Below are 12,981 nucleotides of genomic sequence, written 5' to 3'. Positions count from 1 at the left end.
AGGATGGACGGACTGCTCCACCGCGCGGCGGGGAGCCCCGTCCCCCTCGCGCGAAGGAGCGCCCCGTGCCCCGTGGCCCGCTGTCCGTCCAGCTGTACTCGATCCGAGACGCGATCGCCGAGGACCTCCCCGGCTCGCTCGCGCGGATCCGGGAGATCGGCCTCGAGGGCGTCGAGCCCTACGGCTTCGTCGAACGGGCGACCGACTACCGCGCCGCGCTCGACGCCGCCGGTCTCGTCGCGCCGTCGGCGCACGCGCCGGTGCTGAAGATGGACGACCCGCGCCGGGCGTTCGACGCCGCGAAGGAGATCGGCGTCGACTTCCTGATCGACCCCTCCACCGACCCGCAGCGCTGGACGAGCGCCTCGGGCGTCTCCGAGCTCGCGCAGCAGGTGAACGAGACCGCGGCGCTCGCCGCGGAGGCCGGGCTGACCTTCGGCTACCACAACCACTGGTGGGAGCTCGAGAACGCGGTGGGCCCCGTGCCGGCGCTCGAGGCGTTCGCCGCGCAGCTCGACCCGGCCGTGATCCTCGAGGTCGACACGTACTGGGTCGAGGTCGGCGGCGCGTCCGCCGTCGACGTGCTCGCCCACCTCGGCGAGCGGGTCCGCTTCATCCACGTGAAGGACGGGCCGCGGACCCGCGAGACCGAGGCGCAGCTGCCCGCGGGGCAGGGGTCGATGGACATCCCCGCGGTGCTGAACGCCGCGCCGGGCGCGGTCCGCGTGCTCGAGTTCGACGCGTACCGGGGCGACGTCTTCGAGGGCCTGGCCGAGTCCATGGCCTACGTGCTCGCCACGGACGAGCGCGCCGAGCAGGCCGGGAGCGCCGACTGATGGCGGCGTCGACCGGCCGCGTCGGCGTGGGCGTCATCGGCGCCGGTGTGATCAGCGCCCAGTACCTCGGCAACCTGACGACGTTCCCGGACCTCGAGGTGCGCTTCGTCGCCGACATCGACCTCGAGCGCGCGAAGGCGCGGGCCGACGAGTTCGGCGTGCCCGCCTCCGGCTCGGTCGAGGAGCTGCTCGCGGACGACGGCATCGACATCGTCGTGAACCTCACGCTGCCGTCCGTGCACGCGGAGGTGGACCTCGCGATCCTCGCCGCGGGCAAGCACGTGTGGAGCGAGAAGCCGATCGCCACGAACGCGGAGGACGCGCGCCGCGTGCTCGACGCGGCCGAGGAGGCCGGGCTCCGCGTCGCCGTCGCTCCGGACACGCTGCTCGGCGCCGGCCTGCAGACGGCCTTCCGCGCGATCGCGGACGGCCGGATCGGCCAGCCGACGACCGCCACGACGATGGTGCTGAACCCGGGCCCGGACCGCTGGCACCCGGCGCCGGAGTTCCTGTTCCAGGCGGGCGGCGGCCCCCTGCTCGACCTCGGGCCGTACTACCTGTCGACGCTCGTCACCGTCTTCGGCTCGGTCGTGCGCGTCTCCGCCATCGGCTCCATCGCCCGCCCCGAGCGGGTCGTCGAGTCGGGCCCGCGCGCCGGCACGACGTTCGAGGTGACCGTGCCGACGCACTCGGCGCTGCTGCTCGAGTTCGAGGGCGGCGGGTCGGCGCAGGCCACCTTCTCCTTCCAGTCCGCGCTGCCGCGAGCCGGCTTCTTCGAGATCACCGGCACGACCGGCGCGATCGTGCTGCCCGACCCGAACATGTTCGAGGGCGACAGCGAGCTCTGGACGCTCGAGTCGTGGAAGGGGATCACGGGTCAGAACAAGCCGGACCCGGAGCGCATCCCCGCCGAGGGCGCGACCCAGTCGCGCGGACTCGGCGTGCTCGAGCTCGCCCGGGCCATCCGCGACGGGGTGCCGGAGCGCGCCTCCGGGGCGCTCGCCGCGCACGTGCTCGACGTGATGCTCGCCGCGGCGGAAGCGTCCGAGAGCCACCGCGCGGTCGAGGTGTCGAGCCGCGTCGCGGCGCCCGCGCCGCTGCCGGCGGACTGGAACCCCACCGAGAGGACGCTCGCATGACGGAGCCGCTGCGCATCGGCGTGATTGGCGTGGGCGTGATCAGCGCCCAGTACTTCGACGCCTTCCCCTCGCTGCCGGGGCTGCGCCTCGTCGCGGTCGCGGACCTCGACATGGCGAGGGCCGCCCAGGTGGCCGAGGAGCAGGGGGTCGAGGCGCGGACGGTCGACGAGCTGCTCGCCTCCGACGACGTCGACGCGGTGCTGAACCTCACGATCCCGGCGGTGCACGTCGAGGTCGGGACCCGGATCCTCGAGTCGGGCAAGCACGTCTACGCGGAGAAGCCGCTCGCGCTCAGCCCGGACGAGGCGGCGCCGATGCTCGAGCTCGCGGAGCAGCGCGGGCTCCGCGTCGGCAGCGCGCCCGACACCGTCCTCGGCACCGGCATCCAGACCGCCCGGCGGCTCGTCGACGACGGCGCGATCGGTCAGGTGCTCACCGCGGACGCCCACTGGAGCGCCCCGGGGCACGAGCGCTGGCACCCGAACCCGTTCTTCTACTACCAGGCGGGCGGCGGCCCGCTGCTCGACATGGGGCCGTACTACCTGACGGCGCTCGTCACGATGCTCGGCCCGGTCGTCCGCGTCTCCGGCGTCAGCATCCGCTCGCCGCGCGAGCGCACCGTCGGCACCGGCCCGCGCGCCGGCGAGGCCGTGCCGGTCGCGGTCGACACCGGGGTCAGCGGGATCCTCGAGCACGCCTCCGGCGCGGTCTCCCGCATCTCGATGTCGTTCGACACCTGGGCGACCCGGATGCCGCTGTTCGAGGTGCACGGCACCGAGGGCAGCATCGCGGTGCCCGACCCGAACCGGTTCGCCGACCCGGTCGAGGTCTGGACGACGTCCGACCAGGAGTGGCGGACCGTCGAGCCGAACGCGGGCTACGAGGGCGCGGGCCGCGGCTACGGCCTCGCCGACATGGGGCACGCGATCGCGACCGGTCGGCCGCACCGCGCCTCCGGAGCGCTCGCGCAGCACGTGCTCGAGATCATGGACGCGATCCCGCGCAGCTCCAGCGAGCACGCGGTCATCACGCTCACGACGACGGTGGACCGCCCCGAGGCGGTCCCGGAGGGCGCGACCCCCGACACCTGGTAGCCGCCGCAACGGAGCCTCGAGACCTCCCCGGTTCGCGGGGGTGGTCTCGAGGCTCCGCTGCGCTCCGCACCTCGACCGACGGGGAACGGCCACCGCCTGACGGGCGGGGAGCGGCCTCCGCTGGTCGAGGTGCGAGCGAAGCGAGCCTCGAGACCACCTCGACCGGGCGAGCGGCCGCCGCTGGTCGAGGTGCGAGCGCAGCGAGCCTCGAGACCACCTCGACCAGCGGGGTCGGATCCGCGGGACCTAGAGGGAGACCCAGTCGCCCTTCGACGACTCGATCGCCGTGAGGATCCGCTGCACCGCGAGGCCGTCGGCGAACGACGGCTCCGGGTCGCGGCCCTCCACGATCGCGTCCGTGAAGTCCTTCACCTCGTGCGTGAACGTGTGCTCGTAGCCGAGGCCGTGTCCGGGGGGCCACCAGGCGCCGGTGTAGGGATGCTCCGGCTCGGTGACGAGGATGCGGCGGAAGCCGCTCTCCACCGCCGGCTCGGTGAAGTCGAGGAACTCCAGCTCGTTCATGCGCTCGAAGTCGAACGCGAGCGAGCCCTTCGAGCCGTTCAGCTCGATCCGCATGCCGTTCTTCCGGCCGGACGCGAACCGGGTCGCCTCGAACGTCGCGAGCGCGCCGCCGTCGGTGCGGCCGACCCACACGGCAGCGTCGTCGACCGTGACCTCGCCGCGCTCCTCGGAGCCCTTCGCGGTGAGGCCGCCGGTCTGCTCCGCGAGCTTCGGCCGGGTCTTCACGAACGTCTCCGTGATGCCGGTCAGCCCGGTGAGGCGCTGGCCGGTCAGGAAGGTCGCGAGGTCGATGATGTGCGCGCCGATGTCGCCGAGCGCGCCGGAGCCCGCCGCGTCCTTGTCGAGCCGCCACACGAGCGGGAAGTCCGGGTCCGCGATCCAGTCCTGCAGGTAGACGGCGCGGATATGGCGGATGTCGCCGATCCGTCCCTCGTCCACGAGCCGCTTCGCGTACGCGAGCGCCGGCGTGCGGCGGTAGGAGAAGCCGACCATCGAGCGGACGCCGCGCTGCTTCGCGGCCTCCGCGGCCTCGACCATGCGCTCCGCGCCTTCGACCGAGTTCGCGAGCGGCTTCTCGCAGAGCACGTGCTTGCCGGCCTCGAGGGCGCCGATCGCGATGTCGACGTGGCTGTCGCCCGGCGTGCACACGTCCACGACGTGGACGTCCGGGTCGGCGACCGCGTCGCGCCAGTCGGTGAGCACGTTCGGGATGCCGAACGCGTCCGCGAAGGCCCGCGTGTTCGCCTCGTTGCGCCCGATCACGTGGGTGACGCGGGCGGGGGTGCCGAAGAACTTCGCGGCCTGCGCCCACCCGGCCGTGTGGATGCGGCCCATGAAGGCGTAGCCGGCGACGGCGACGTTCAGCGTCTCGGTCACGGTCACGCCTTCGTGGAGAAGGCCGCGTCGAAGGCGGCGGCGGGCGGCTGGATGGTGTTCAGCTTCCGGACGATCTCGAGCGCCTCGGGCGCACCGACGGTGCGCTCCATGCCGGCGTCCTCCCACTCGACCGAGGTCGGGCCGTCGTAGCCGATCGCGTTCAGCGTGCGGAAGATGCGCTCCCACGGCACCTCGCCGTGGCCGACGGACACGAAGTCCCAGCCGCGGCGCGGGTCGGCCCAGGGCAGGTGGCTGCCGAGACGGCCGTTGCGGCCGTCGAGGTGCGTCACCGACTCCTTGCAGTGGACGTGGAAGATCTTGTCCGCGAAGTCCTGCAGGAACATCGACGGGTCCAGCTGCTGCCAGACGAAGTGGCTGGGGTCGAAGTTGAAGCCGAACGCCGGGTGGTCGATCGCCTCCATCGCCCGCTTCGCCGTCCAGTAGTCGTAGGCGATCTCGGTCGGGTGGATCTCGAGCGCGAACCGCACGCCCTGCTCCTGGAACGCATCGAGGATCGGCGTCCAGCGCGTCACGAAGTCGTCGAACCCCTTCTGCACGAACGCGTCGGAGGCCGGCGGGAACATCGCCACCGCGTGCCAGATCGACGAGCCGGTGAAGCCGGTGACCGTCTTCACGCCCATCGCCTTGGCCGCCTTCGCGGTCGTGATCATCTCGGCGGCCGCGCGCTGCCGCACGCCCTCGGGGTCGCCGTCGCCCCACACGCGGTCGGACAGGATGTCGCGGTGCCGCTCGTCGATGGGGGAGTCGCAGACCGCCTGCCCGAGCAGGTGGTTCGAGATGGTCCAGGTCTGCAGGCCGTTCTTCTCGAGGATCGCCTTCCGGTCGGCGACGTACTCGGGATCCGAGCTCGCGCGCACGACGTCGAGGTGGTCGCCCCAACTGGCGATCTCGAGGCCGTCGTAGCCCCACTCGCCCGCCATCCGCGCCACCTCCTCGAACGGCAGATCGGCCCACTGGCCGGTGAACAGGGTGACGGGTCGCGTCATCGCGATCTCCTCCTCTTTCTCGCGGTCGTTCAGTCCTGGGCCGGTCGGGCGGCCCAGAGCATGCCCTGCTCGATGATCCTGCGGACCGACGGGTCCTGCACGATCTCGAGCCGGTGCCCAGCGGTCGACACGACGATGTGCCCGTCGCCCCAGTGGCGGGTCCAGACCGCGGGGAAGGTGACGGGGCGGTCCCAGGCGTCCCAGTCGCGCTTCTTCTGCGTCGTGGTCGCCAGCACCTCGTTGTACTCGTCGGACAGCACCCAGTACTGCTCCGACGTGAGGGTGAAGTCGTCGACGCCCGCGGTGACGGGGTGGCTGCGGCCGAGCTCGGTGATCTCGGTCGAGTACTCCTGGTAGTTGTCGGACTGCTCGCCGCTCAGCTGCTCGGGCGGAGCGATGTTCGCGTGGTGCGCGAACTGGCCGCCGATCAGCTGCAGGTAGTCGGCGCTGTTGCGGTACGAGTCCGCGATGCCGCCGTGCCAGCCGACCATGCCCGTACCCGCCCGGACGGCGGCGATCAGGCCCGCGAGCGCCTCCTTGGAGATCTCGGACATCGTGACGACCTGCACGATGAGGTCGACGTCCGCCATGCGCTCCGCGTCGGCGTAGACCTCGTTCGACTCCTCGATGGTCACGGCGAAGCCGTTGTCCTCGAGGAAGCCGACGAACGAGTCGGTCGTCTCGACGGGCATGTGCCCGTCCCAGCCGCCGCGGACGATCAGGGCGTTGCGGGTGCTCATGCGGTCCTTCCTGCGGCGGCGGCCGGCCAGGTCGCCACCAGGTGCTCGGCGACGCGGAACGCGTTCGCCACGATGGTCAGCGTCGGGTTGACGCTGCCGTTGGTCGGGTGCAGCGACGAGTCGCACACGACGACGCGGCGCGACCCCCACGGGCGGCCGAACGGGTCGGTCGCGCTCTCGGCGGGGTCCGTCCCCATCCTCGCGGTGCCGCACGAGTGCTCGCCCGCCGCGGACGCGGTGGCCGTGCCCCGCTGCCGGAACACGTCGCGGACCCCGGCCTCGAGCAGCCACTCCTCGCCCCGGGCCGCCATGCCGTCCTCCACCTCGACCGAGGTGGCGTGCACGAGCTTGCGCAGGCCCGCGCCGGGGCGGCCCCAGCGGTCGCGGACATCGGCGAGGGTGACGCGCGAGGTCGGCATCGGGATCTCCTGGCCCATGCCGAAGACGCCGAAGGCGTTCGCGCGCGGGCCCGCCATCCACGCCTTGTGCCCGGCGCCCCAGCGCGGCACGCCCGGCATCGGGTTCGCGGCCCAGGTCAGCGGGAACAGGCTCAGCAGGTCGACGAGCACGCCTCCGCCCCACGGGATCGTGCCCGCGTGGACGTGGTCGAGCGTCGCGACCGAGTGGCCGGGGCCGACGTAGGGCTTCACCACGTGGTCGGCGTTCCCGAGCATCGACACGAAGCGGTGGTCGTGCAGGTGCCGGCCCATGTGGTCGTTGCCGATGCCGCTCGCGAGCAGCAGGCGCGCGGTCTCCACGGCGCCCGCCGCCACGACGACCACCTCCGCGTCGACCTCGAGCTCGACCGGCTGCCCGGAGGCGTCGGCCATCACGGTGACCGCGGCCCGGTCGGCGCCGTCCCGCACCTCGACCACCTCGGCGTCGTAGAGCACGTCGAGGTTCCCGGTCGCGGCCGCGCGGGGGAGGAACGTGTTGTGGCTGCCGTTCTTCGCATTCACGGGGCAGGCGTGGCCCACGCACTGCGGGCAGCGGACGCAGGCCGGCCGGCCGTCGTGCGGCACGCTGTTCAGCGCGAGCGGGATCGGGCCCCAGCCCCAGCCGAGGCGGTCCGCGGCACCCGCCAGCAGCTCGCGCGCGGGCTCCGTGCCGAAGGGCGGCATCGGATAGCCGGCAGAGCGCGGCGTCCGGGCGGTCAGCGCCCCCTCCTCGCCGGCGACGCCGAGCTCCTGCTCCGCGCGGGAGTAGTAGGGCTCCATGTCCTCGTACGAGACCGGCCAGTCGGCGAGGCTCGCCCCGTCCGGGTTGCCGTACACGGAGCGCATGCGGAAGTCGTCGGGCATGAACCGCCAGGCCATGCCCTGCCAGAGCCGGGTGCCGCCGCCCATCGCGTCGGCGTTCAGGCCGTACAGCCAGGCGTCGTCGGTGCCGTCCAGCACCCGGTCGCCCTCGGGGAGGATCGCGACGCGCGGGTGGCCGGCGCCCGGGCCGGCGGTGGGGCGGTAGACGGCGTTGCGCTTGCCGCGCAGGTGGTCGCCGCGCAGCGCCGCGCTCGGCACCCGGGCGGCGCGCTCGACGACGAGGACGCTGCGGCCCGCCTCCGTCAGCAGCTGGGCGGCGACGCCGCCGCCCGGGCCGCTGCCGATGACGATCGCGTCGTAGGAGCGCCGGACCCCGCGCGAGCCGACGTCCGGCACGAGGTCGGGCTCCACCGGCGTGACGCCCTCCGGCACCGCGCGGAAGCCCGCGAGCTCGAGGCCGGCGGGGGTCGCGTCCTGCCGGGCGGCGTAGTAGCCCTCGAAGACGACGCGGCGCAGCGCCGCGAAGTCGTCGTCGTGCTCGAGGCCGCGCAGCAGCTCGTCCTGCCGGCCCGGCTCGAGGTCGGCGAAGGGCCGCTCGCCCGCGAGGGCGTCCAGCCGCTCGGCGAGCCGGGCCAGCGCGGGTTCGGCCCAGCCGAGGTCGGGGGAGTCGGCGAGGTAGGCGGCGACTCCGCCGTCCCAGCCGCCGGGGCGGTCGTCGGCGGGGACGACGCGGTCCACCGCCGCGCGGATCGAGCTCGGGACGTGCACGGGTGCTCCTGACGAGGGCCGATCAAGGGAAACAGGCCGACACGTCGCGGGATCGAGCCGATCCCGCGACGTGTCGGCCTGGAGCGGGTCCGCACGAGGTGCGGACCCGCGGGCGGTCAGCGGCCGGCCAGCGAACCGCCGATGCCGCCGACGCTGAAGTACCGGTTCAGGAAGGCGAACACGATCACCGGCGGCAGCATCATGACCATGGCGACGGCCATGACCGAGCCCCAGTCCGTCGAGAACTGCTGGAAGAAGGTGTTCACACCGATCGGCAGGGTGTACTTCGAGGAGTCCTGCAGGAACAGCAGTGCGATCAGGTAGTCGTTCCAGGCGAGCAGGAACGTGAAGATCGCGGTCGACAGGATGCCCGGCAGCGAGTTGCGCAGCACGATCCGGCGGAACCCGCCGAAGACGCTCGCGCCGTCCATCCACGCGGCCTCCTCGAGGGAGATCGGGATGGAGTCGAAGTAGGCCGCCATCATCCAGATCGCCACCGACATGCTCGAGCCGATGTAGATGATCGCGACGCCCTGCAGCGTGTTGATCAGGCCCAGCACCGAGAAGGTGATGAACAGCGGGATGACCGCGGTCACCACCGGCAGCGCCTGCACGACGAACAGGATCAGGGAGTACCCCGACACGAGCCGGTTCCTGAGGCGCGACAGCACGTAGCCGGCGGGCGCCGCGATCGCGACCGCCACGACGACGGTCACCAGCGCGACGATCAGGCTGTTGCCGAGCCAGAGCAGCACGTCGCTGCCGGTGAAGATCCGCTGGAAGTTCTCCAGCGTCAGCCCGGTCTGGGTGCTGCCCTGCCCGGGCTGGATCGACAGCCACGCGACCGCGACGATCGGGATGATCACGATCGCGGTCACCACCAGGATCAGGGCGAAGCGCCACCACTGGCCCTTCGCGTCCCGCTCCTTCATGCTGCGGCGTCTGACCTGGCCGAGCGTCGCCCGGGTGGCGCCGCCGGTTGCGATTGCCTGAGTCATTCGATGTTCGCCTTCTGGATCTGCCGGTAGAGCACCGTCGAGACGATCACGAGGACGGCGGTCATCATGAACGCGATGGCGGTCGCGGGCCCGGTCTGCAGGTTCTGGAACGCGTACTGGTACGCGCGGACGATCAGGGACGAGGTCGCGCCCACGGGACCGCCCTGCGTGAGCAGGAAGATCGTCGGGAAGTCGTTGACGCAGAAGATCGTCATGAGCACCCACGAGATGTAGGTGGTCCTCGAGATGATCGGCAGCGTGACGCCGGTGAAGGCCTGCCACGGGGTCGCCCCGTCCATCTTCGCCGCCTCGTAGACGTTGACGTCGACGCTCGCGAGGGCGCTGGACATCATCATCATCATGAAGGGGAAGCTGATCCAGACCTTGAAGGTGCAGACCACGACCTGCGCCAGCACCGGGTCGCCGAGGAAGTTCACATCCCCGAGCCCGAAGTTGCCGAGGATGACCGGGATGGGCGACTGCGGCGTCGCGACCAGCCAGTTCCAGCTCGTGGACGAGACCACGACCGGCACGATCCAGGGCAGCAGCAGCAGCACCTTGAAGACGGCGCCGCCGGGGATCTTCGTGCGCAGCAGCAGCGCCAGCCCGAGCCCGATGATCCATGAGCCGAAGACGCCGGTCACTGTGAAGATCAGGGTGAAGATCGCCGAGTCGCGGAACTGCGTCGACGTGAGGACGTCGATGTAGTTCTGGAAGCCGACGAACGGCGTCTCCCACGGCAGCGTCGACGGCGTGCCCTGCTGCAGCGACTGCAGGAACGAGTAGACGACCGGGAAGATGTTGAGCAGGACGAGCAGGATCAGTGACGGCAGCGCGAAGAGCGTCAGCGTCAGCCCCGCTCGGGCGAGCGGGGAGCCCGAGCGCTTCTGGCGGGGAGCGGTGCCGCGGCCGCCGGGGGCCACGCCCCGTCTGGCCCGTTCGAGTCGCTCGGGAAGGGTGTCGGTCGTCATCGAGGACTCTCCTTCAACGGACACGCCGGATGGCGGGGGCCGCGTGCGCGGCCCCCGCCACCCGGATCGAGTTGGGACGGTTCAACGGATCAGGCGGACTCGAGCGCCTTCTGCAGGGTCTCGAGCGCACCCTTCGCCGTGACGTTGCCGCCCAGCACCGACTGCGCGAAGTTGATCGTCGGCTGCGTGCCGTCGACCTTCGTGACGTTCAGGAAGACGGTGTTCTGCCCGGGGGCGCCCCACGTCTTCGAGATCGGCTGCCAGACGTTCAGGATCTTCGTCGCGTCGGGGTCGTCCTTGTACGCGGCGTTCGCGATGGACTTGAGCACGGGCAGGCCGATGCCGGTGTTCTTGGTCCAGAGCGGCGCCATGTTCTTGTAGTAGTACGTGAGGAACGCCTCCGAGGCCTCCTGGCTCGGGGTGTTCTTGTACATCATGATGTTGTTCGGGAAGTAGAGCGCGCCCTTGTCGCCGCTCGGGCCCGTCAGCGGGTCGCCCACGATCATGTCCTTGGCGACGGCCGCGTCCACGTTCGGCTTGAGGCCGGCGCCGTCCCACGCGCCGCCGAACTTCTTCGCGCTGACCTGCGAGTAGAAGTTGTCGCTCGTGTAGGTGGCGGCGCGCGGGTCGGAGTACCCGTTCTTCACCATCCCGAGCACCCACTCGATCGCCTGGATGTTCGGCTCGGTGACGACGTCCGGCTCCTGGTCGGAGTTGAAGAGACCGCCGCCGTTGTTGATCATGTGCGCGACCATCTGGTGGAAGCCGGTGAAGGCGCCGGCGCCCGAGCGGGTGCCGTAGCCGTAGACGCCGATCTTCTTCAGCTTGCGGCACATCTCCTCGTAGGAGTCCCAGTCGGTCGGCACGTCGGCGCCGGCCTGGTCGAGCAGCGCCTGGTTGTACCAGACGAGGCGCATGTCGAGGTTGTAGGGGACGGCCGCGTAGCCCTTGTCCGTCTTCAGGGTGTCGACGACGCCCGGCAGGAAGTCGTCGTAGATCCCGTTGCTCTTCCACGAGTCGAGCAGGTTGTCCGCGTACGCGATCTTGTCCTGGCTCGCGAAGAGGAACGCCTGGGTGCCGCCGCCGGAGCTGACGGCGGGGCCGTTGTTCGCCGCGACCGCGGTCGAGAACGACTGGATGAAGTTGGCCCACTGGATCTGCTGGTACTGGGCCTTCCCGAAGCCGTCCTTCGGCTGGTAGGCCGCGGTGATCCGCTTGTCCTCGGTGAGGAACGCCGGGGCGCCCCACGGCATGTTCCAGAACTTCAGCGGCTTGGAGGCGTCGCCGCCACCGCTGCCGCTGTTGCCGCCGGAGCCTCCGCTGCAGGCGGCCAGCAGGCCGACCGCGGCGGCGCTGACGCCGGCGCCGAGCAGGGTCCGGCGGGTGAAGCCGGAACCGGAAGGAAGAGTCGTCATCGTCGATGTCCTCTCCGACGCCGGGCTCGTGCCCAGTGATGGCGTCGTCGTTCCTCGTTGAACTTGCTGTGCTTGGTAGCGCCGCCGGAGCACGGATGCGCCGTCGGCGGGGGTCAGTTTTGTTGCGGGTCGCCACGATGTCAACGAAAACTTCCGCGCGTCTTCATCTCGATCGCATCACGGCCCCGTCGTGCGCGCCGTGCGGCGGTGCCGTGCTGTCCCGGACGACGAGGTGGGTGGCGAGCTCGAGGCGGGGGCGCTCGGTCGACTCGCCCGCGGCCAGGCGGAGCACGATGCGCGCCGCCTCGGCCGCCATCAGGCGGATCGGCTGGTGCACCGTCGTGAGGCGCGGCCTGGCCCAGACCGCGACGTTCGTGTCGTCGTAGCCGACGACCGAGAGGTCCTCGGGGACGCGCAGCCCGAGCTCCGCCGCGACCTCGATCACGCCGAGCGCCTGCAGGTCGTTGCCCGCGAAGATCGCGGTCGGCCGGTCGTCGGTGCCGAGCAGCCTCGCTGCCGCGACGCGTCCGCCGCTGACGAGGAAGTCGCCCATGTGCACCTCGTCGTCGCGCACCCGGAGGCCCGCGGAGCCCATCGCGGAGCGGAAGCCGTCGAGGCGCGCCCACGAGCAGAGCATGTGCGCATGGCCGCTGATCGCGGCGATCCGGGTGTGGCCCAGCTCGATCAGGTGCCGTGTGGCGGCGAAGCCGCCCGCCCAGTTCGTCGAGCCGACGGAGGCCACGCCGGGCGGCAGCTCGCCGGCGGGGTCGATGACCGCGTAGGGGATGCTCCGCGACGTCAGGCGCTCCCGCATCTGCCCGGACGGGTCGGTCGACACGAGCAGCACGCCCGCCGGGCGCCGCCGCAGCACGCCCGAGAGCCAGTCCGGGGTCGGCGCGTGGTGCTCGCCGCTCGGCGACAGCACGACGCTCATCCCCTCCGGGTGGGCGACGCCCTGCACTCCGGTGAGGATCTCGGCGCCCCACGGGTTGGCGAGGTCCGAGAACACGAGCTCGAGCAGGGTCGAGCCCTTGGCGACCGTGCCGCGGCGCCGGTAGTCGTGGGCGTCGAGCAGCAGCTCGACGCGCTGCCGGGTGCCGGCCGCGACGTCCGCGTGCCCGTTCAGCACCTTCGAGATCGTGGAGAGCGAGACCCCCGCCTCGCCCGCGACCATCGCGAGGGTCGTCCTGGAGCCGCGCCCCCCGTCGTCGTCGCTCATCCGGTGTGCTCCGCCCCTCGGCCCCGATCCGCCGTCGGATCGTTCGGGCATCCTGTCGAAACTTTCGGGGCTCGACAAGACCCCCGTTCCACCCCGGCCGTCCGGCGAGGGGTGAGGATGAGGGCGGGACCGGCCGT

General features: G+C 71.8%; 11 protein-coding genes. 3 read left to right on the top strand and 8 right to left on the bottom strand.

What is annotated here, in order from left to right:
* Positions 1-65 precede the first annotated feature (65 nt).
* From ACFSBI_RS08580 to ACFSBI_RS08570, 3 genes are read left to right on the top strand one after another with little or no spacing between them, the layout of a single operon-like run.
* Positions 66-836 carry a sugar phosphate isomerase/epimerase family protein gene (locus tag ACFSBI_RS08580; RefSeq protein WP_377933988.1) on the top strand — a complete coding sequence of 257 codons (771 nt, stop codon included), beginning with the start codon at positions 66-68 and terminating at the stop codon, positions 834-836.
* A complete protein-coding gene (locus ACFSBI_RS08575) occupies positions 836-1,975 on the top strand; it encodes a Gfo/Idh/MocA family protein (RefSeq protein WP_377933986.1) in 1,140 nt (379 codons plus the stop codon). The genes ACFSBI_RS08580 and ACFSBI_RS08575 overlap by 1 nt, the downstream gene beginning before the upstream one ends.
* Positions 1,972-3,069 carry a Gfo/Idh/MocA family protein gene (locus tag ACFSBI_RS08570; RefSeq protein WP_377933984.1) on the top strand — a complete coding sequence of 366 codons (1,098 nt, stop codon included), beginning with the start codon at positions 1,972-1,974 and terminating at the stop codon, positions 3,067-3,069. Before ACFSBI_RS08575 ends, ACFSBI_RS08570 begins: the two co-directional genes overlap by 4 nt.
* A gap of 246 nt (positions 3,070-3,315) precedes the next feature.
* Here the strand turns inward: ACFSBI_RS08570 and ACFSBI_RS08565 are convergent, their stop codons facing one another.
* From ACFSBI_RS08565 to ACFSBI_RS08530, 8 genes are all read right to left on the bottom strand, one after another.
* A complete protein-coding gene (locus tag ACFSBI_RS08565; protein WP_377933982.1) occupies positions 3,316-4,473 on the bottom strand; it encodes a Gfo/Idh/MocA family protein in 1,158 nt (385 codons plus the stop codon).
* Positions 4,470-5,474, bottom strand: a complete 1,005-nt coding sequence (locus tag ACFSBI_RS08560) for a sugar phosphate isomerase/epimerase family protein (protein WP_377933980.1) — start codon at positions 5,472-5,474, stop codon at positions 4,470-4,472. Before ACFSBI_RS08560 ends, ACFSBI_RS08565 begins: the two co-directional genes overlap by 4 nt.
* 29 nt (positions 5,475-5,503) lie before the next feature.
* Positions 5,504-6,214, bottom strand: a complete 711-nt coding sequence (locus tag ACFSBI_RS08555) for a ThuA domain-containing protein (protein ID WP_377933978.1) — start codon at positions 6,212-6,214, stop codon at positions 5,504-5,506.
* Positions 6,211-8,241: a GMC family oxidoreductase N-terminal domain-containing protein gene (locus tag ACFSBI_RS08550; protein ID WP_377933977.1), complete on the bottom strand. Its 2,031-nt coding sequence runs from the start codon at positions 8,239-8,241 to the stop codon at positions 6,211-6,213. The genes ACFSBI_RS08555 and ACFSBI_RS08550 overlap by 4 nt, the downstream gene beginning before the upstream one ends.
* Positions 8,242-8,357: 116 nt before the next feature.
* The gene (locus ACFSBI_RS08545; protein ID WP_377933975.1) at positions 8,358-9,239 is read right to left on the bottom strand and encodes a carbohydrate ABC transporter permease; all 882 of its coding nucleotides are present in this window, start codon (positions 9,237-9,239) and stop codon (positions 8,358-8,360) included.
* A complete protein-coding gene (locus ACFSBI_RS08540) occupies positions 9,236-10,210 on the bottom strand; it encodes a carbohydrate ABC transporter permease (protein WP_377933973.1) in 975 nt (324 codons plus the stop codon). The genes ACFSBI_RS08545 and ACFSBI_RS08540 overlap by 4 nt, the downstream gene beginning before the upstream one ends.
* 89 nt (positions 10,211-10,299) lie before the next feature.
* Entirely contained in the window at positions 10,300-11,625 is a 1,326-nt protein-coding gene (locus tag ACFSBI_RS08535; protein ID WP_377933971.1) for an ABC transporter substrate-binding protein, read from the bottom strand.
* Positions 11,626-11,788: 163 nt separating this feature from the next.
* Positions 11,789-12,844, bottom strand: a complete 1,056-nt coding sequence (locus tag ACFSBI_RS08530; RefSeq protein ID WP_377933969.1) for a LacI family DNA-binding transcriptional regulator — start codon at positions 12,842-12,844, stop codon at positions 11,789-11,791.
* Positions 12,845-12,981 lie beyond the last annotated feature (137 nt).

Origin of the sequence: Amnibacterium endophyticum (genome assembly GCF_042680685.1) — a bacterium.
Classification (GTDB): Bacteria; Actinomycetota; Actinomycetes; order Actinomycetales; family Microbacteriaceae; genus Amnibacterium; species Amnibacterium endophyticum.
Note: the sequence above shows the minus strand (reverse complement) of the source record. Positions and strands in the feature narration are given on the sequence as shown.

Excerpts from the sequence above, each read along its gene's own strand:
- ACFSBI_RS08575 (WP_377933986.1), top strand. The coding sequence starts at position 836 with ATGGCGGCGTCGACCGGCCGCGTCGGCGTGGGCGTCATCGGCGCCGGT.
- ACFSBI_RS08570 (WP_377933984.1), top strand. The coding sequence starts at position 1,972 with ATGACGGAGCCGCTGCGCATCGGCGTGATTGGCGTGGGCGTGATCAGC.
- ACFSBI_RS08560 (WP_377933980.1), bottom strand. The coding sequence starts at position 5,474 with ATGACGCGACCCGTCACCCTGTTCACCGGCCAGTGGGCCGATCTGCCG.
- ACFSBI_RS08555 (WP_377933978.1), bottom strand. The coding sequence starts at position 6,214 with ATGAGCACCCGCAACGCCCTGATCGTCCGCGGCGGCTGGGACGGGCAC.
- ACFSBI_RS08545 (WP_377933975.1), bottom strand. The coding sequence starts at position 9,239 with ATGACTCAGGCAATCGCAACCGGCGGCGCCACCCGGGCGACGCTCGGC.
- ACFSBI_RS08540 (WP_377933973.1), bottom strand. The coding sequence starts at position 10,210 with ATGACGACCGACACCCTTCCCGAGCGACTCGAACGGGCCAGACGGGGC.
- ACFSBI_RS08535 (WP_377933971.1), bottom strand. The coding sequence starts at position 11,625 with ATGACGACTCTTCCTTCCGGTTCCGGCTTCACCCGCCGGACCCTGCTC.
- ACFSBI_RS08530 (WP_377933969.1), bottom strand. The coding sequence starts at position 12,844 with ATGAGCGACGACGACGGGGGGCGCGGCTCCAGGACGACCCTCGCGATG.